The 18,531-nt window shown below is 42.4% G+C and carries 15 protein-coding genes; 8 read left to right on the forward strand and 7 right to left on the reverse strand.

What is annotated here, in order from left to right; all coding sequences use genetic code 11:
• Positions 1-12: 12 nt before the first annotated feature.
• From LPTSP_RS08075 to LPTSP_RS08085, 3 genes are all read left to right on the forward strand, one after another.
• The gene (locus LPTSP_RS08075) at positions 13-1,317 is read left to right on the forward strand and encodes an adenylate/guanylate cyclase domain-containing protein (RefSeq protein WP_108928311.1); all 1,305 of its coding nucleotides are present in this window, start codon (positions 13-15) and stop codon (positions 1,315-1,317) included.
• Positions 1,317-2,045, forward strand: a complete 729-nt coding sequence (locus tag LPTSP_RS08080) for a class I SAM-dependent methyltransferase (protein WP_108928312.1) — start codon at positions 1,317-1,319, stop codon at positions 2,043-2,045. The genes LPTSP_RS08075 and LPTSP_RS08080 overlap by 1 nt, the downstream gene beginning before the upstream one ends.
• A 126-nt stretch (positions 2,046-2,171) precedes the next feature.
• The gene (locus LPTSP_RS08085; protein ID WP_108928313.1) at positions 2,172-5,459 is read left to right on the forward strand and encodes an efflux RND transporter permease subunit; all 3,288 of its coding nucleotides are present in this window, start codon (positions 2,172-2,174) and stop codon (positions 5,457-5,459) included.
• Between the two features lie 2 nt (positions 5,460-5,461).
• Here the strand turns inward: LPTSP_RS08085 and LPTSP_RS08090 are convergent, their stop codons facing one another.
• Positions 5,462-6,061: a TetR/AcrR family transcriptional regulator gene (locus LPTSP_RS08090; RefSeq protein ID WP_108928314.1), complete on the reverse strand. Its 600-nt coding sequence runs from the start codon at positions 6,059-6,061 to the stop codon at positions 5,462-5,464.
• A 3-nt stretch (positions 6,062-6,064) separates the two neighbouring features.
• A complete protein-coding gene (locus tag LPTSP_RS08095) occupies positions 6,065-7,054 on the reverse strand; it encodes an aldo/keto reductase (RefSeq protein WP_108928315.1) in 990 nt (329 codons plus the stop codon).
• Positions 7,055-7,206: 152 nt separating this feature from the next.
• Here LPTSP_RS08095 and LPTSP_RS08100 point away from each other — a divergent pair, with 152 nt between their 5' ends.
• A complete protein-coding gene (locus LPTSP_RS08100; protein WP_108928316.1) occupies positions 7,207-8,781 on the forward strand; it encodes an FAD-dependent thymidylate synthase in 1,575 nt (524 codons plus the stop codon).
• Between the two features lie 14 nt (positions 8,782-8,795).
• Here the strand turns inward: LPTSP_RS08100 and LPTSP_RS19320 are convergent, their stop codons facing one another.
• On the reverse strand, positions 8,796-8,927 hold the full coding sequence (locus LPTSP_RS19320) for a hypothetical protein (RefSeq protein ID WP_282432934.1): 132 nt from the start codon (positions 8,925-8,927) through the stop codon (positions 8,796-8,798).
• A 139-nt stretch (positions 8,928-9,066) separates the two neighbouring features.
• Here LPTSP_RS19320 and LPTSP_RS08110 point away from each other — a divergent pair, with 139 nt between their 5' ends.
• On the forward strand, positions 9,067-10,245 hold the full coding sequence (locus LPTSP_RS08110) for a M20 metallopeptidase family protein (RefSeq protein ID WP_108928317.1): 1,179 nt from the start codon (positions 9,067-9,069) through the stop codon (positions 10,243-10,245).
• Between the two features lie 75 nt (positions 10,246-10,320).
• Here LPTSP_RS08110 and LPTSP_RS08115 read toward each other — a convergent pair whose 3' ends face one another.
• From LPTSP_RS08115 to LPTSP_RS08130, 4 genes are all read right to left on the reverse strand, one after another.
• A complete protein-coding gene (locus LPTSP_RS08115; protein ID WP_108928318.1) occupies positions 10,321-10,746 on the reverse strand; it encodes a hypothetical protein in 426 nt (141 codons plus the stop codon).
• Between the two features lie 292 nt (positions 10,747-11,038).
• Entirely contained in the window at positions 11,039-12,328 is a 1,290-nt protein-coding gene (locus LPTSP_RS08120; protein ID WP_108928319.1) for an aminopeptidase P N-terminal domain-containing protein, read from the reverse strand.
• A 2-nt stretch (positions 12,329-12,330) separates the two neighbouring features.
• Complete coding sequence (locus LPTSP_RS08125) at positions 12,331-13,353, reverse strand: glycosyltransferase family 9 protein (RefSeq protein ID WP_108928320.1); 1,023 nt, start codon at positions 13,351-13,353, stop codon at positions 12,331-12,333.
• Entirely contained in the window at positions 13,353-14,477 is a 1,125-nt protein-coding gene (locus LPTSP_RS08130; protein ID WP_108928321.1) for a thiolase family protein, read from the reverse strand. The genes LPTSP_RS08125 and LPTSP_RS08130 overlap by 1 nt, the downstream gene beginning before the upstream one ends.
• Before the next feature lie 130 nt (positions 14,478-14,607).
• Between LPTSP_RS08130 and bfr the strand changes: the two genes are divergently transcribed.
• The 3 genes from bfr to LPTSP_RS08145 all read left to right on the forward strand — a co-directional run bounded on the left by bfr (position 14,608) and on the right by LPTSP_RS08145 (position 18,531).
• The gene (bfr, locus tag LPTSP_RS08135; protein ID WP_086449192.1) at positions 14,608-15,075 is read left to right on the forward strand and encodes a bacterioferritin; all 468 of its coding nucleotides are present in this window, start codon (positions 14,608-14,610) and stop codon (positions 15,073-15,075) included.
• Between the two features lie 1,092 nt (positions 15,076-16,167).
• On the forward strand, positions 16,168-17,334 hold the full coding sequence (locus LPTSP_RS19395) for a THUMP domain-containing class I SAM-dependent RNA methyltransferase (RefSeq protein WP_108928384.1): 1,167 nt from the start codon (positions 16,168-16,170) through the stop codon (positions 17,332-17,334).
• 18 nt (positions 17,335-17,352) lie between these two features.
• Positions 17,353-18,531 carry an acetylglutamate kinase gene (locus LPTSP_RS08145; RefSeq protein ID WP_108928322.1) on the forward strand — a complete coding sequence of 393 codons (1,179 nt, stop codon included), beginning with the start codon at positions 17,353-17,355 and terminating at the stop codon, positions 18,529-18,531.

Raw genomic sequence — 18,531 nt, forward strand, 5'->3', positions numbered from 1 at the left:
TAGGAATCATTTATGCTCCCGAAACACTTCGAAACCTTAGCAAATACCTTGGAAAAAGAGATCCTGGCCAGCGAGCAGATCAGAAGTAAGATCCTTCTGGCCGCCTTCGGATTTGCAGCACTTTCCTGGACTATCTTGTTTTTATTTTTAGAAAAGGAATTCAATCAAAGCACAGGAATCGAATTCCCTTTCGAGGTTTTAATAGGTGCGCTCACATTCGGTACAATTTACGAATTCGCCTATCTAAAATTACTGAACTATCTCAAAAAAAAGGGATTTAAACTTCCACTTCTTCCCAGATTTGGGAACACATTGATAGAGACTTCCATTCCAGGGATTATACTGTTCATTTTGGTCCAAAAACATTCCCATCCGATTGTTCCTTTAAATTCTCCCATTTCCAATCTATATTTGATTTTCATAATACTCTCCGTTCTTAGAATGGAATTCGGACTTTCTTTTTTTACGGGAGCAATAGCCGCGACCCAATATTTGATCACTGGATTATTTTTCGTTCCGGATTCTCCTTTAAGCGGAGAATCTGCGTATAGTTTCTTCTATTCTAAAATCCCAACATACATGCGTTCCGGCCTGTTTTTAGCTTCCGGGATTGTAGCAGGACTCGTAGGTCTTCGACTAAAAAAGATCCTAAAAAACTCGGTAGAACGTCTGGAAGAAAGAAACGAAATTTTAGGAATGTTCGGCCAATACGTTTCTCCGTCCGTAGTGGACAAACTAATGAGCCAAAAGACTGATACTGCTTCCGAAAACAAGGATGTGTGTGTGATGTTTTTGGATATCCGCAACTTCACAAAATTCTCCGAAGACAAAAGTCCCGCAGAAGTGATCTCATATTTGAATACTTTATTCGAAGACATGATAGAGATCGTGAATAAACATAACGGTATCATAAACAAGTTTTTGGGAGATGGTTTCATGGCAGTATTCGGGGCGCCCCTTTCCGACAATGGAAAAGACGCTAAGAATGCAGTTTCTGCCGCATTAGAAATTCAGAAAAAAGTAATGGAGATGAATTTCTCAGGTAAGATCCCTGAAACTAAAATCGGGATCGGCTTACACTTCGGAGAAGCTATGACAGGAAGTGTAGGTTCTTCGCAAAGAAAGGAATACACGATCATCGGAGATACTGTAAATCTTGCCTCCAGAGTGGAACAACTCAACAAAGATTTTGGAAGTGAAATTTTAGCGACAGATACGGTTTACGAACATGTAAAACATTATCTCGAAGCGGAGTCCCTTCCCCCCGTAAAAGTAAAAGGAAGAGAGAAAGAAGTCCTCATCTATAAATTGAACTGATGCAATCTCCCGAATCGCATTACGAAAACTTTTTGGCCGAAAAATATTCTTGGATGTTAGGAGATCTTTCCATCCGAGAAAAGGACCAACTGGAATTCTTCAGATCTTTCGGAATTTCTCCGCAAGGAAATGGAGTTGCCTGGGATCTGGGAGCAGGAAGCGGAATACAATCCATTCCTTTAGAAGAATTAGGATTTCAAGTTTTAGCTATAGACTTTAGTGAAAAATTATTATCCGAGATCAAGATAAGAAAATCGGATACTAAGATCAGGACAAAGGTAGCCGATATCAGATCCAGAGACTTATACCAAGGAATTTCTCCGGAGATCCTTTTATGTATGGGAGATACGATCACTCATTTGGAGTCCGAGAAAGATTGGGAGACTACTGTAGGTCATTGGTCTAGTTTTCTTTCTCCCGGAAGTAAATTAATTTTAGGTTATAGAGATCTGAGTCATGGAAAAACAGGAGACAAAAGTATTTTTGTAGTTCGTTCTGAAGAATCTCGGATTTTCACCTGCCAATTGCAGTTCACTCAGAACAGAGTAAAGGTAACAGATATATTTCATGAGAAGTCGGACGGAGCTTGGACAGTTTCTTCCAGTTCGTATAACAAACTGATCCTTCCGATAGAAGATCTGATCCGAACTGTATCTCAGAAAAATTTTGAGCTAAAGAGAAAGGATGAGAAAAACGGGATGAAGTTTTTACTCTTCGAAAAGCTCTGATTAGACCCTTGTTCTTTCCATCCGTTCCTTTCTATAGTTTATTTTAAGGGAGCCTTTTTCTCAAAAACCATTCGACAAGTCCGGACTTACTGGGAATTTGTACGTATCCTTGCCCGGAACCCTTCCATGATCGATAAACTGATACGTATCTCCATTAAGAACAGGATCTTCATCCTGATACTCACCGCAGGCGTGACCATTATAGGTTTTTATAACGCATATCAGCTTTCTATCGATGCAATCCCGGATATTACAAACGTTCAGGTTTCGGTGGTCACTCAATCTCCTGGTCTTTCTCCGGTAGAGGTAGAACAATTTATCACCTATCCGATCGAGATGGAACTTACAGGTGTTCCTCACGTAACGGAGATCCGTTCTATTTCCAGAACTGGAGTGAGTAGTGTTACAGTTATCTTCAAGGACGGAACGGATATTTATTTTGCAAGGCAGCTCATCAACGAAAGATTGAGAGCGGCCGAAGCTGTGATCCCCAAAGGTTATGGTAGCCCGGAACTTTCTCCTATCGCAACAGGTCTTGGGGATATTTACGAATTCGTTCTAACAAGTGATCGTCATAATCCGGAAGAACTCAGGACCTATATGGAATGGGAACTTGCAAGAGAGATCAAATCCACCGAAGGGATTATCGACGTAAACATCATAGGCGGGGAAGCAAGACAGTACCAGATCAAGATAGATCCCCAAAGATTAGCAGTTCATAATATTACATTATCACAACTTTGTGATAAACTGGAGACCGCAAACCAGAACACAGGTGGTGGTTACATCTTAAAAGGTGCGGAACAGATCGTGATCCGCGGAGAAAGCCAGTTCAAAACCGTAGACGAGATCCGTAACGTAGCGGTCCAAACGGAAAGAGACGGGGTTCCACTACTCTTAGGACAAATCGCCACTGTAGAAACAGGTCCAGCACTTCGTTTTGGACTTATGACCAAAGATGCCAAGGGAGAGGTTGTAGGTGCCACTGCAATGATGCTTATGGGCCAAAACTCTTTGGAAGTAGTAAAACGGGTCAAAGAAAAGGTAGAAATCTTAAGAGCCAGACTTCCCGAAGGAATGAAGATCGTTACATTCTACGATCGTTCCGAATTTATCGGAAGAACGTTAGGTACCATCTTTACTAACCTTGCAGAAGCCGCAGTACTCGTTATCATCGTTTTGATCTTTGCACTTGGAACAGTCAAAGGTGCACTCTTAGTCAGCTTATCCATTCCGATCCCAATGCTTGCCGCCACGATATTCATGAGAATGTTCGGCATCGTCGGTAACTTGATGTCTCTCGGAGCCTTAGACTTCGGACTCTTAGTGGATGGAACCATCGTGATGTTGGAATCTGTTCTTCATGGTTTTATCTTAAAACAGGCTTTTTACGAACAACAAAATTCCCAAGAAGACAGAAAACTCGCAGCAGAACAGATCATCACAGATTCTTGCGTAAGAGTGGGAAGAGCCGCGGCATTCTCCGTGGGAATTATCTTGTTGGTATACCTACCCCTCATGACCTTAGAAGGTGTAGAAGGTAGAATGTTCAAACCTATGGCGATGACAGTCGTAATCTCCTTGGGTATGGCGCTTTTATTCTCTTTAACTACCTTCCCCGCTGCAGCAAGTATCCTATTCCAAACTCCAATATTCCATCATAGTAAGTTCTGGGACAGAGCGGAAGAAATCTATATGCGTCTCCTCGACTTCGGAATGGCTAACAAAAAGTTATTCTTAAGAGCGGGTTTAGGAGTATTTGCAGTTTCTTTAATATTAGGATCCACTTTAGGATCCGAATTCCTTCCACGCATAGACGAGGGAGAAATCGCAATTGATATCAAAAGACTTCCTTCCACATCCATCAATTATTCAAGAGATACGAATATGGAAATGGAAAAGGTAATCGCGCAGTTCCCGGAAGTAACAAGCGTAGTCAGCAAAATGGGACGAGGTGAATCCGCAGCGGAACCTATCGGAACCGAAGAAGGGGAATCTATGGTGAAACTCATTCCTCCTAAGGAATGGACAAGCGCTTCTTCTCGTGACGAACTCATGGACAAGATGAAGGATGCGATCCTAAAATCGGTTCCTTCCAGTACGATCTCACTTTCTCAACCGATCGAAAACAGAGTGAACGCACTTCTTTCCGGATCCAAAGCGGATGTGGTGATCAAAATTTACGGAGATGATCTTCAAACCTTAAAAGACACTGCAGCAAAATTCGCAGACAAGATCAAAAAGGTTCCGGGTGCCGCAGACTTAAGAGTGCAAAGAGTTCTAGGACTTCCTTTAATCGAGATCAAAGCAGATAGACAAAAAATGGCGCGTTACGGAGTCGCCGCAGAAGAAATTCTCACCACGGTAGAATCATTACGTATCGGAAGAAAGGCAGGAAAAGTATTCGAAGGATTCAAACGATTCGACTTAGTCGTTCGTTTACAATTGGATGTTTCGGATCTGGACAAACTGGAAAATATTCCAGTCATGACTTCCACCGGAGTTACAGTTCCCCTCGGGCAAGTAGCAACGATCGAACTTGTAGAAGGTCCCGCAGCAATTTATAGAGAATCCTTAAAACGTAGGATCATGGTAGAAGCCAACGTACGAGGAAGAGACTTAGTAGGTTTCGTAAACGAAGCGCAAAAAGTCACAGCGGAAATTGAAAAAAATCTTCCGGATGGTTATAGAACGGACTGGGGTGGCCAGTTCGAAAACTTCCAAAGAGCGAAGAATAGATTGATGCTCGTGGTGCCGATCGCACTCGGGATCATCTTCGTGATGCTTATCGCCGCATTCGGAAACATATATTATGCGGCTGGAGTTTTTATAGTAGTCCCACTCGCAGTTGCAGGAGGGATCATAGGACTTGTACTTAGAGGTCTTCCGTTTAGTATTCCTGCGGGTGTCGGATTTATCGCAGTAAGCGGTATTGCAGTATTGAACGGAGTTGTATACGCCTCCACTCTCAAAGAAGAATTGGAAAAAGGGATCACTATCTCCAAGGCGGTATTGACTGCAGGACTAAATTCACTTCGTCCAGTAATGACAACTGAGATCATCGCAGCAGTAGGATTTATTCCAATGGCAATCTCCACGATGGCTGGAGCAGAAGTGCAAAGACCTTTGGCAACTGTGGTGATCTTCGGAGTAATCGTTGCGACAGTTCTTTCCAGGGTACTTCTTCCAATCGTGATGGAATTCCTACTGAATATCTACCAAGACCAGGAAAGAAGAAAAGAAGCTCGTAAAAGAAAATTAGAGTCCGAGTTCCAAGCTTCCAGAGCCCAAGAAAGAATTCCGGAAACTCTAGAAGAAGTCTCCTGGGATTCAGAAGAGTTCCAGGAAGAACCGGAAGAAGTTTTGAGTTCTAAATCCAAACGATCTAAGAACGGGTTGAAGAAGAAAAAGTAAACTTACTTTTTACTCTTCAACCCAGATAGAATCGTAGTCACGACGGATCTTAAAAATTCGATCCGATCCTCTTCTATATTATCAAACACCATACGGGGATGATGAAAAGCGGCCGTCCCTTCGAAAATGATCCTTGCACCTTCTCTTGGAGTATTACAAAAAAATAATCCTTTTTGCATTCCTTCTTGGACCATCTTATCCAATTGTTCATACATTGTCTGGATATGTTTTTTAACGAACGGTCTTGTTTTTTCTGCGGAATTATTGAATGCAGTATAAATTCTTGGATCTGACTGGACCTTCTCCCTTTTCATTTTATGGAGGGTCATGAGCCATTCCAGGATCCTTTCTTCCAAAGGACCGGTCTTTGCAGAAATTTCTGCAAGAGCAAGATCGATACGATCCAACCATCTTTTAGAAATAGAATCGAGTAACGCTTCTTTATCTGCGAAATGTTTGTATAAGGCGGCGTGACTTAGATTCAGGTTTCTAGCCACGTCTGTAAGTTTCAAACGCTCGACGCCGTTTCTTCTGATCTCAATCTCTGCGGCATCGAGCACTTTTTCTTGTAGTTCTTCTGGCTTTAAACCTGTTTTAGGCATCTCTCATTTAACGACAAGCTGCATCGAATGAGAAGGATATCTATCTCCTTGGAAAGCGCCTTCTGGAAAAGACTCATCCAGGGTTTTCAATTCTTCCGCACTTAAGGTGACCGAAAGTGCATCTAAATTTTCCCTTAGACTTACTCTCCTTGTGGAACCGATCAGAGGAACAATATCCTCTCCTCTGTGAAGCACCCAAGCGATAGCAAGTTGGGCAGTAGTGCAACCCTTCTTCTTTGCAAGCTCTTGAAGCAGACTCACACGTTCCAAATTCACTTCAAGGTTTTTTCCCTGGAAACGAGGAGAAATGGATCTAAAATCAGGAACACCCAACGCGCTTTCTATCTTTCCAGTCAAAAGTCCCCTTCCTACAATTCCGTACGGAACAATTCCCACTCCGAGTTCTCTCGCAGTTTGTAGGAGTTCCTTCTCTATTACACGAGTTGCCAAAGAATATTCCACTTCCAAAGCGGTGACTGGATGAACCTTATGAGCCCTTCTCAAATTTTCAGGAGAAGCTTCCGAAAGTCCGAGATAACGCACATATCCTTCCTTGATCAGATCTGCAATTGCACCTACAGTTTCCTCGATCGGAATTTCTGGATCGACCCGAGACGCTTGGTAAATATCGATCACGTCCACTCCGAGCCGAGTGAGAGAATGTGCGGCAAAGTTTTTCACTGAGTTCGGTCGAAAATCGTATCCGATAAACGCTCCCGATGGACTGCGAAGTCCTCCAAACTTAACGCTGATCAAGGGCTTATTCTTTCTTCGCTTCAATGCTTCGGAGATCAAAAGTTCGTTATGACCAGTTCCGTAGAAGTCCCCCGTATTCAGGAAATTGATCCCGGAATCCAAAGCTTCATGGATAGTAGCAATGGATTCTTCTCTGTTTCTGGTCTCTTTTGTTCCGTAAAAGTCCGACATCCCCATACAACCCAAGCCAACTTGGGAAACCTCAGGACCGTTTTTACCTAATTTTCTCAGTTTCATTAGAAACCTCCATTTAGTTACATATTACATTTTATATTATTTGTAACTAAATGGCAAGCCTTTTCTGGTCCTGATTTTTGTGGGAATTCCCACATTTCTTGCTTTTCGCTTTCCGACATAATACCATTCTAGCGTTCCGGAGTAGCAAATCCATGGACCACCAAAAACCCATTGTACAACTTTTAGATGCGACTAGAGAACCTTTCAATCTAGCGATCGCTTCTGCTAGGACTTGCTATTCTTCCAAGGGGATTTTGCTCCCTGAGGACATGATCCGGACTGAAAAATCTCTGGAGATCAGGGATAAGGTGGCCAAATCGACTAAAAAGGCGGGCCATCTCACCACAAGACAACATCCCCATTTTATATTCACTTTGGACAAGGTATCTCGTCAGTTCGTATGGTCCTTTCTGCATTCTCATCCGTACTATAATTCGGAGCAGGTCAGCCAAAGATATGTGGAAGTTAAAAAGGAAAATTATTATATTCCCCCTACTCTTTCAGGCAAGCAGAAGGAACTTTATCTGGAAGCTGTTGAATCTGCGTCTAACGCATACTTTGAATTCGTAGAACTCTTACATCCGTTCATTCAGGACGAATACTTCCTGGTATACAAAGCTAGAGCTAATTATCCTGAAAAATGGCAGCAGCCAATCAAGAAGAAGTGTCTGGAAGTGGCACGTTACCTTCTTCCTTTGGGAACTTATACTTATTTATATCATTCAGTAAACGGACTCACTCTGCACAGATACCATCGTCTGATGAATTCTTTCGATGTTCCAGAAGAACAACGCCTTGTTGTGGAAGAGATGATCGAAAAAGTAAAAGAGATCGATCCTCTTTATGTGGAAGAAATGGATGATCCGATCCCTCTAGAAGAAACTGCAGAGTATAAATTTTTCAAGGACTTCTACCAAGATAGTTCTTCCGAATATAGACCGGAAGCGGCTAAAAATTTTGTAAGAGAATTCGACGAAGATATGGATAACCGTTATTCCAAATTGGTTTCCTATTCTTCCAACGGTCCTGAAGTTTTGGCTTCTTCGGTCCGTGCGGTTTTAGGTTTATCTAAAAATTCTTTAAACGACGAAGAAGCGATCCGACTCGTGATGGATCCTTCCAAAAACAAACATCTGACTTCTACTCTTAACGAGACTACGATGAGCCCTCTTTCGAGAGCGATGTTCAATGTGCATTATTCTTTCAAAAAAAGGATCTCTCATTCTGCAGATAGCCAAGACCAAAGACATAGAATGGTGCCTGGTTCCCGTCCTGTGCTTATGAGCCAGTATACAGGAATGCCGGACTATATCGTTCCCAAAGTTGTATTAAAATATCCTCAATTAGAAGAAACTTATAGAAGAAGAATGGACGGCATTTTTAAGAGCCTGAACCGTTTTATAGAAGCGGGAGGATCTCCTGAACATGCTTCTTATCTACTTCCGAACGCATTCCCGGTCCGTTTTTATGAAAGCGGGGATCTATTGAACCTTCATCATAAATGGAGAGCGAGAACCTGTTATAATGCTCAGGAGGAGATTTTCCAGGCTTCCATCAATGAACTCATGGATCTGACAAAGGTCCAACCTGAAATCGCGAAATGGATCAAGGCTCCTTGCTGGATCCGTTTGCAAGGTGATATCAAACCTTATTGCCCGGAAGGGGATCATTATTGCGGAACCCAGGTGTGGAAAAGAGAATTGGACGAGTACGATAGAACTCTCTAATCTTTCGGAAAGTTTTATCTAGTTTCTATTCTAAAAATTTTCCCGCCGTAGTCCACTACGTAGGTCTCTCCGTTTGCATCTTCTCCAAAAGAAGATACATTGGAAGAAAATCCCATTTCGGAAGTATGCTCTATGAGTCCATTCACCTTGGTCCCATCTTTGTTTAATTTATTATCCTTCTAACTTAAAAAAACAAGCCGAAAGGCCGAGCTTCTCTCTTTTCGAAAAAATAAAAAAAGAAAGGACTAAAAACCGATTTAGGAGTAAATCATCCTAGAGCAGATCATGAAAACAGTCTCCCCTACAAGGACCGAAGAACTGGTCCAATACCGCAGATTCATTCACAAACATCCCGAGCTTAGATACGAAGAAGTCGGGACAGCGGATTTCGTTTCTAAACATCTTAAATCCTTAGGTTATACTTTCCAAACCGGGATCGCAAAAACAGGGATCGCTTGTTTGGTAGATTCAGGAAAACCGGGCAAAACTCTTTTGGTAAGAGCGGATATGGATGCCCTTCCTATCTTCGAAGAGAACAAGACGGATTATACTTCCGTTCACGAAGGAGTCATGCATGCCTGCGGTCATGACGCACATACTTCCGTTTTAATGGGACTTGCTTCGGAGCTAAAGGAAAATCCAAGTGCGATTGTTCCAAAAGGAAGAGTCTTGTTGGTATTCCAACCAGCTGAAGAAGGCGGACAAGGTGCAGACAAAATGATAGAAGAAGGAATATTAGAAAAATACGATGTATCCGCCGCCTTCGCTCTTCACGTATGGAATCATATACCTGTAGGAAAAATAGGAGTCGTAGACGGCCCAATGATGGCCGCAGTAGACGAGTTCCAGATCACAGTCCAAGGGATTAGCGGTCACGGTGCCATGCCGCAACATACTGTGGATCCTATATTAGTAGCTTCTCATATTGTTACTTCCCTCCAAAGTATCGTGTCCAGAAATACCGACCCTCTGGATTCATGTGTGGTCACAGTGGGTGCGTTCCATGCAGGACATGCATTCAACGTAATTTCCGAAACTGCAGAGCTAAAAGGTACAATCCGCACATTCACCAAAGAAATGTTCGATAAGGCACCCGAGTTATTCAAAAGAGTCGTAGAAAATACTGCCTCTGCTTTTGGTGCAAAGGCGATCATACGCTATGAAAGAACGAACGCTCCTACGATCAATCATCCTGAAATGGCGAATATTGTCAGAAATGCATCTGAAAATATTTTAGGTCCTAACTCGGTCACAGAAGAACATGCCAAGACAATGGGCGGAGAGGATTTCTCCGCGTTCTTGATGAAAGTCCCTGGATGTTATTTCTTCGTCGGCTCCATGAACGAAGAGAAAGGCCTCACTCATCCGCACCATAGTTCCAAATTTGATATAGACGAGACCTCGCTTCCCATCGGTCTGTCTGTGATGAAGGAAGCGATCCGACTTTATCTGGAAACTCATTGAGGATCTGAAGGGTTACCGTGTAGGAGTTCCTATATCGCATACAATCCGCATATGAGAACTCCACTTGCGCAGATATCAAGCTCCCCAGGGTAAAAATTTCTCCTCGTTTTTTGCAATTTCCTTTTTTAACTCCAGATTTTCCTTTTGAAACCGAAATCCGGAACTCAAGATCCATTCCATTCTCAATAGTGAACTTAAAAAACTGCTCGTCGAAACATTCCTTTCTTTAGCATAACCCATTGCTTCCCAATAATCGGAACCATAAACCCGGATCCTTTTCCTAGAATCGCTACTTTTTACTTTTTCAAAATTCAATTTAGGGATTTTGCCCCTTTGCTTTCTTTCTCTAAATGAAGAGAGTACAACGTCTAGGATCTCCTTCGGTTCTCCCAAATGAAGTACCGCATCTCTCCAAATCGACTCCATTTCCAAGGGGATTCTCCAATCTATTTGGATCGTTCCCTTATTCTCTATAATTTGTTTTCTAAAAACTTCTTCCATATTCGCTCCCGAACGTTAAGATCGAATCCACAATATAGAATGAATACCATCAAATGAAAAACAGACGGAATATTAAAATTTTTGAATTTAGTTCGTCTTAGATAAGAATCAGCGGCTAAGACGAAAACTTTGGAGACGTAAACAAGAATTCTAAGCCGCGGTCAATCGTAAAATCGACGGCTCCATAACTCTCAAAAGGATATGTGGAATCAATATTCCGGAGAAAATTATAAAGATGTTAGAATTCCAACATCCTAAGTGAGTGACAACTGGGGATATGATTGAAAAGATACTAGGCTCGCATCGCCTCGATCTCATCTACTTCTTTTGCGATCATAGAAGTTAGGACAACCGGATTATCTCCATTCACCAAAACGTCGTCCTCGATCCTGACTCCGATCCCTCTAAACCCTACAGGGATAGTTTCATCTGTAGGATCGAAATAAAGACCTGGCTCCACAGTTACAACGAGGCCGTTCTGCATAGGTTTACTTTTTCCATTCTCGAAATAACGACCCACATCATGCACATCCATTCCTAGATAATGGCCTGTCCTATGCATATAAAATCTGCGGTATTCTCCCTTCTCTAAGATCTCCGAAAGTTCTCCCTTTAACAGACCAAGATCGATCAATCCTGAAGTCAGGTTTTTTACTGTCTTCTCATGGACCGCATTGAACTCCACGCCTTGTCTCGTATCTAAGATCGCTTGTTTCTGCACATCCAAGACCAATTGGTAAATGGTTCTTTGTTCCGAAGTGAATTTTTTCCCGGATGGGAAAACGCGAGTAACGTCTGCAGTATAATAATCCTTTTCCGCTCCGCTATCCACTAAGATAAGCTCGTTATCACCTATCTTTGCACGGTTGGTGGTATAATGAAGAATGGTGGCATTTTTTCCTGCAGCGACTATATGGCCGTAACCTCCACCCCAGGCGCCATGTTTTAAATATTCGGATTCCAGAATGGACTCTAATTCGAATTCGTACATTCCCACCTTGGTCTCTCTAAATAATCTTTCGTGACCGAGAGCGGTGATCCTGGAAGATTCTTTTAATTTTTCAATCTCTTCCGGAGATTTGAACATTCTCATTTCATGAAGAAAATTAGGGATTTCCCACCTTTGGGGACCGAATTTACCTTCTCTCAATCTTCTGTTCAAAGAGCTGATGAGTTCGAGTAACTCGGAATCCCTCTTGGAGTCCTTTCCAAAAAAATGATATAAGGTGAACTGGTTCGTGAGAATATCAGAAATTTTAGAATCCCATTCTCCTAAGTCGAAACTATGATCTAGCTCTAACTTTTTTTTGATCTCTTCTTTTCCGAGACGGATACCGGTCCAAATTTCTTTTTCCTTATCTTTAGGAAGTGCAAAATGAGAGGAGAAGTCCCTACGTAAGACCAAAACACCGTCTTCTTCCTCGATGCCTGTCAGATAATAATAATCGGAATCTTGCCTGAACTTATACTCCACATCTCTATTACGGATTTTTTGAGGAGCGGCAAAGACCAGTAGGACTTCCGACTCCTTTAAAAGATTCTGAACGTTTCGGATCCGTTTTCTAAAAATGTTTTGGTCCATAATTATCCTTTTATTAGACGAATTCCTTCTTCCACCATTCTGTCGGTATCCTGTTCCAACATACAACGAAAATGTTTTTTAGGACAGACCCTTCCCCCATGGATCCCACAAGGACGACAGTTTAGGCCGTTTATCTCGGATATAAACACTCGACTCGCCAAAGGAGTATAACCGAATGCAGGGATCGTAGCGCCGAAAGCGGCCAGAGTAGGAATATTAAACGCGGAAGCAAAATGAATGGGAGAAGAATCATTAGTCACAAGAAGTGCGGCCCCACTCATCAAATAACTCATTTCAGGAAGACTTGTTTTGCCCGCAAAGTTGATACCGAAATCTTCTCCGACTTCTTCGCAGAGTTTAGAGTCTCCCTTTCCTCCGGTCAGAACGATCTTAAGTCCGGTTTTTTCATGTAGAAGTTTACTGACCGTTTTAAATTTATCCGCAGGTAAACGTTTTGTTTCCCACACGGAAGAAGGAGAAACCAGGATATAATTTCCTTTTTCCAAACCGTTTTTTTTCATTTCAGATTGGATACCGGAGACAGATTCGGATTTCCAGAAAAGCTCCGGTTGTCTGGAAATATTCTTTCTTTCTTCTTCAGAATATATAAGGGAAAGAAGTTTGTCCACTTCATGAGGTCCTCTTAAGAGCCTTGGCTTTCTCTCGTTAAGTAAAAAAGAAAATCCTGCGGTTTTGTATCCTATCCTTCTTTTGGCCCCGCTCAAAAAAGAAATAATGGAAGAACGAAATGAAAAATGAGGAGAAATACAAATTGTAAAATTATGTTTTCTTAATTCTTTGCAGAAATTCCAAAAACCGAAAAAGGAAGATTTGATCTGCTTCTTATCCAAAGGAATGATCTGGTCTATCCAAGGATTCGCTTCCAAAACGGATTCGGTTCCTTTGTTCACGATCACAGTCATTTTGGAACCAGGAAACCTTCTCTTGATCTCTCTAAAAAGCGGAGTAGTTAAGATCAAATCTCCCAAAAAGGCAGTTTGGATGACTAAAATATTTTCAGACATTATCTTTTTGCCTCCAGGATAGTGGCAAAATTATTCACACCCAATCCTCCGATGGATAAACCGAGTGCGGTGTCCGAATCATTTTGGTTCATAAATTCACAAAGTTCCGCTACTTGAGCGAGTCCAGAAACTCCAACAGGATGGCCTCTTGTTTTTAAACCTCCAGAAGGATTGATAGGAAGTTTTCCTCTTTTATCTGTGATCCCTTCTGCCACATTTGAAAGCGCCTTACCTTGCGGAAATAAACCTGCATCTTCCGCTGCAATGATCTCAAAGATCGTAAATGCATCATGAAGTTCCGCAACCCGAATATCCGAAGGCTTTTTACCGGATTCTGCATAAGCCTGCTCGAATGCCGATTTGGACGCGGGAAAACTTAAGCCTCCCGGCACTCCATTCACTTGGCCTAAACCGTGTCCTGTGCCGGTGATCGAGATTTTTTTGCGGTCCTTCTTCAATCTTGCCGGATCCGTTTCCAATAATAAAGCGCAGGAACCGTCGGACAAAGGAGAAATATCATATAAACATAATGGACTGGAGAACATAGGAGAGGAAAAGTATTCCTCTTCGCTTAAGTTTTTTTGAATATGCGCGATCTTATTCTCAAGACCGTTATCGTGGAGTTTTTTGGATAACCTAAAAAGCTCCTTTCTTGTATATCCAAAATCCTTTAAATACCTGGTAGCGGTCAAGGCCCCGCCCTGGGCCATGGACATTGCTAGATTCCTTTGCTGGGAAGAAAGTACGGAACCTAAGAGCAGATTATTCTCTTCTCTCGGAAGTCTACTCATGATCTCTGTTCCGATCACGATCCCTCTTTTAAATTTTCCTGATAGAAGAAGATAACGGGCCAGATGTAAGGCAGAAGCCCCACTGGAAGAAGCAGTCTCCGAACGAATTGCGAATAAGGAAGAAAGACCCAGATCTTCTTTGATCTTCGCCGGTAAAAAAATTTCTCCGGTATAACGTTCCGGTGCCATGGAAGCGAATATTAGAAATTCTGGTTGGAATCCGGGATTCCTCTTAAGTAAATGATTCGCAGTCTCATACGATAGTGATTGATAGTCGGAATCAGTCTTGCCAAATTTACTTAAATGAGAGTCGAGCACATAGGCCGAAGTCATATTCCTACTAATTTTCCTGTGTGAGATCTATGGCAAAGTCAAAAACTCATAAGTCGAGGACCCTTTTTTCGAATCTCGCTTTTCAAAATAGGCACTCTCGTATATAGTGATTTTAGGTAGGAGAAACGACGTGAAAGGAAACCAAGAAGTCCTCGAAATCTTAGCGGAAGTGCTCTCCGCCGAACTCACAGCGATCAACCAGTATTTCATCCACGCAAAGTTGAATAAAAACTGGGGATACGACAAACTTGCTTCTTACATGAAGAAGGAATCCATCGAAGAGATGAATCACGCAGACCAAGTGATCGAGCGTATCCTCTTCCTGGACGGAATTCCCGATCTGCAAAGATACATGAAGATCAATGTAGGTAAGGATATCGAAAGTATCCTAAAGAATGATTTGGACGTAGAATACAATGCCGTAGAACGTTTGAATCGTGGAATAGAAATTTCCACCAAAAACAAAGACAACGGCACCCGTGAATTGCTCGAGAAGATCCTCGTCTCCGAGGAGGAGCATATCGACTGGCTCGAGGCCCAGCTAGAGATCATCAAAACCATTGGGGTCCAAAATTATTTGGCCCAACAAATCGCCTAAGCATTGAATTCCAAAAAACCATCCCCTAAAAAATCCCCTTCTTCCGGTTTTGGCAAGAAGGGGCCTGCTAAATCAGGTTCTTCTTTTTCCAAACCGACTCGATCCAAAAACACGGGCTCCGATAAAGATTCCGATCGTAAACCATATCGCTCTAAAGAAAGAGGCGATTCAGAAAGACCGTATCGCGCCAAAGACGGAAATTCCAAACCAGGATATTCTTCTTCCGAAAATCCAAAACAAAGATCCTTCCAAAAACCTGATTTCAAAAAAAGAAAAGAAGACGAAGGATCATCTCCAAGGCCTTATAAAAGCAGAGAAGATAGAGATTCCGATTTCAAAAAAGAAAGAGGACCTAAACCGTTTCGTCCCGGCAATGATAGAAAACCGCCTGCCCGCTCCGGAAATCGTAAATTTTCAGACGATGACAGAAAACCTTATCGCGAAAAAGATTCCGATCGCGGAGAGCGTAAACCATTCTCCCGAAATTCAGACCGTGGAGAAAGAAAGCCATACTCTCGCGACTCAGATCGTAGTGAAAGAAAACCATTTTCTCCAAACTCAAGAGGAGAAGGTAGAAGTTCCTACGGTGAAAATTCAAACCGCGGGGAACGTAAACCATTCACTCGTAATTCAGATCGTGGTGAAAGAAAGCCATACTCTCGTGACTCAGATCGTGGTGAAAGAAAGCCATACTCTGGCAACTCAGATCGTAGCGAAAGAAAACCATTTTCTCCAAACTCAAGAGGAGAAGGTAGAAGTTCCTACGATGAAAATTCAAACCGCGGGGAACGTAAACCATTCACTCGTAATTCAGATCGTGTTGAAAGGAAGCCATTCTCTCGCGACTCAGACCGTGGAGAAAGAAAGCCATACTCTGGCAACTCAGATCGGGGTGAAAGAAAACCATACTCTCAGAACTCAAGAGGAGAAGGTAGAAGTTCCTACGGTGAAAATTCAAACCGTGGGGAGCGTAAACCGTTCACTCGTGATTCAAATCGTGGTGAAAGACGTCCTTTTTCTCCTCGCGGAAAAGAAGGATTTCGTTCCGAACGAGGGACTCATTCCTACGAAGAAGACAATTACAGAGAAGGTATCCGTGCAGGTTGGCAATCCGCAAAACTTTCTCTTTCCGAATTCGATAGACCGGAAGCACTCACCTATCACGCGTCCTGTGGAGACGGGCTTGCATTCTTATTAAAAGAAGAAGTCAAAGACGCAGGTCTAGAAATTCTCTCCGATAATAGAGGAGGAGTTTTCTTCCAGGGACCTTCTAAAAAAGTCAGAGACTTCTGCTTGAGTTCCGGTATTTCCTCCGGGATCAGTTTCGAATTATCTTCCTGGTCGGATATTCATGGACCGGACGATCTATACGAAGTCGCTGCAATGTTCCCTTTCGAGAAACTACTTTCTCCTAAGACAAAGTTCAGAATAGACGCTGCAACCAAGGATAATCTTCAAGATTCACGTTATGCGACTTACCGCTTAAAAGATGCGATCTTTGACAGATTCAGAGCACAAGGTCTGGAACTGCCTGAGGCGGATCGCGAAGAACCTGAGGTATTATTCTACCTTCGTTCCAGAATGAACCAGGTAAAATTATTCGTTGCATTACACGCACAACCTTTACAAAGGCGAGGTCACGGAAGAGAAGGTGGAGAAGCTCCACTCAGAGAGACCTTGGCCCAGGCACTTCTCCGTTTTTCAGGTTGGAAACCTGGAGAAGCATTGTACGATCCATTCTGCGGTTCCGGAACCCTATTGATAGAGGCAGCGCTCAGAATGAGAAACGGTGGCTGGGTGAATTATAAAAGTTTATCCAGATCTTCTATCTTCACTCGACTTTTCGGACCTTGCAAAGCAAAGGAAGAATGGGCTTCTAAAGAGATCCTTCTCTTCGGTTCCGATATCTCAGAAGATGCAATCGACCTAGCAAAGAAGAATGCAAAAGAAGCCGGAGTCGCTGACCTGATCCGCTGGAAAGTAGCTTCTGCGGAAGAACTGGACCCCGAGTTTGGCTTCAAAGAGGGAAAAATTGTGACCAATCCTCCATACGGAGTCCGTTTGGGAGATAAAGAATCCGTTTCCGAGCTCTATGCAAGCTGGGGAGATGCCTTGAAAAAGAATTTTTCCGGATCGTATGTGGCTATGGTAGCAGGAGATCCTTCTCTTTTAGGTTTCTTAAAACTGAAGTCCGACAAGGAACAATCCGTCACTATCGCAAAGTTAAAAGGAAAATTAGTTGCCTATCGGATCGACTAAACCAGACTCCCGGGAGAGATGAATCACCAGGAGATCCTACTCAAACTTTTAGAAGTCACAGAAAACTCCAAGGATAGTTTTCAGTTCCTGAAACTCTTCCAATCCTTGGAGCCTGAAAAATTTGCAGTCATCCATGCAAGCTCCGAGACCTTGACCGAGTCCGCAGAAGCATTCTTATTCAATTTAAAATTATTACAAAAGTTACAACTATTCCCTGTTGTCGTTCTGGAGAAGGACGGAGTCTCTTACGCGAATCTATTCTATCGCTCCCCCGCTTCCAAAATGAGTTTGGAATCCATCAAGGATTCATTAGAAGAAGGACAAGAACTTCCAGGTTCTAGAAACCTACCGGCAAAATGGTTCCGAAATCCAAGCCAACCATTGGAATCGGTTGTTTCTTCTTTAAAAGAAAAGAAAATCCCTGTATTCGTAACTGACCAAGGCGGATCCGAAATTTATCCTTACCTTTCCAATTTATGTAAAGAGTTAAGGACCAAAAAATTAATTCTTCTCACTGCAAGAAGCGGACTTTATAATTCTGCGGATAAAAAGATCTCTATCTTGGACTTCGAATCTTCTGAAACTCTCCAAAAAGAAGACGAATCGCTATTCAAAGAATGTAAAAAGATTTTTGAATATACGGGAGATCCGAATCTTCAGATCGCGATCACTTCGGCTCCGGGTCTATTAAAAGAATTATTCACTATCAAAGGTAGCGGGACTCTATTAAGAAAAAAGAATAAAATAGAATTTCATACCGATTTCCAAAAGATAGATCCAAAAAAACTGAACGAACTGATAGAAAATTCTTTCGGAAGGGGATTAAAACAAGGTTTTTGGAATAAGGAATTTTCAGGCATCGTATTAGAGTCGGAATACAAGGGATGTGCACTTCTTCAAAGCACTCCTTGGGGCACATTTCTTTCTAAATTCGCAGTGAACGAGATCGCGAGGGGAGAAGGTGTAGGAAGAGATATCTGGGACGAAATGTTAAAGAAGGCTCCGGTCCTTTTCTGGAGAGCCAGAGCGGAGAATACAATCTCCAAATGGTATACAAAGGAATGTAGCGGTCTTCAAAAAGAAGGCATCTGGATCTATTTTTGGATCGGATTACAAGAGAAAGAAATTCCTTCAGTCTGCGATTTTTTAAGAAACCTTCCGGAAGATCTGGAATCTAAACAACGGATCGATTCCTGA

It is taken from the genome of Leptospira johnsonii, from assembly GCF_003112675.1.
Taxonomy (GTDB): domain Bacteria; phylum Spirochaetota; class Leptospiria; order Leptospirales; family Leptospiraceae; genus Leptospira_B; species Leptospira_B johnsonii.

Coding starts and splice junctions, on each gene's coding strand:
- LPTSP_RS08075 (WP_108928311.1), top strand. CDS start 13: ATGCTCCCGAAACACTTCGAAACCTTAGCAAATACCTTGGAAAAAGAG.
- LPTSP_RS08080 (WP_108928312.1), top strand. CDS start 1,317: ATGCAATCTCCCGAATCGCATTACGAAAACTTTTTGGCCGAAAAATAT.
- LPTSP_RS08085 (WP_108928313.1), top strand. CDS start 2,172: ATGATCGATAAACTGATACGTATCTCCATTAAGAACAGGATCTTCATC.
- LPTSP_RS08090 (WP_108928314.1), bottom strand. CDS start 6,061: ATGCCTAAAACAGGTTTAAAGCCAGAAGAACTACAAGAAAAAGTGCTC.
- LPTSP_RS08095 (WP_108928315.1), bottom strand. CDS start 7,054: ATGAAACTGAGAAAATTAGGTAAAAACGGTCCTGAGGTTTCCCAAGTT.
- LPTSP_RS08100 (WP_108928316.1), top strand. CDS start 7,207: ATGGACCACCAAAAACCCATTGTACAACTTTTAGATGCGACTAGAGAA.
- LPTSP_RS08110 (WP_108928317.1), top strand. CDS start 9,067: ATGAAAACAGTCTCCCCTACAAGGACCGAAGAACTGGTCCAATACCGC.
- LPTSP_RS08115 (WP_108928318.1), bottom strand. CDS start 10,746: ATGGAAGAAGTTTTTAGAAAACAAATTATAGAGAATAAGGGAACGATC.
- LPTSP_RS08120 (WP_108928319.1), bottom strand. CDS start 12,328: ATGGACCAAAACATTTTTAGAAAACGGATCCGAAACGTTCAGAATCTT.
- LPTSP_RS08125 (WP_108928320.1), bottom strand. CDS start 13,353: ATGTCTGAAAATATTTTAGTCATCCAAACTGCCTTTTTGGGAGATTTG.
- LPTSP_RS08130 (WP_108928321.1), bottom strand. CDS start 14,477: ATGACTTCGGCCTATGTGCTCGACTCTCATTTAAGTAAATTTGGCAAG.
- LPTSP_RS08145 (WP_108928322.1), top strand. CDS start 17,353: ATGAATCACCAGGAGATCCTACTCAAACTTTTAGAAGTCACAGAAAAC.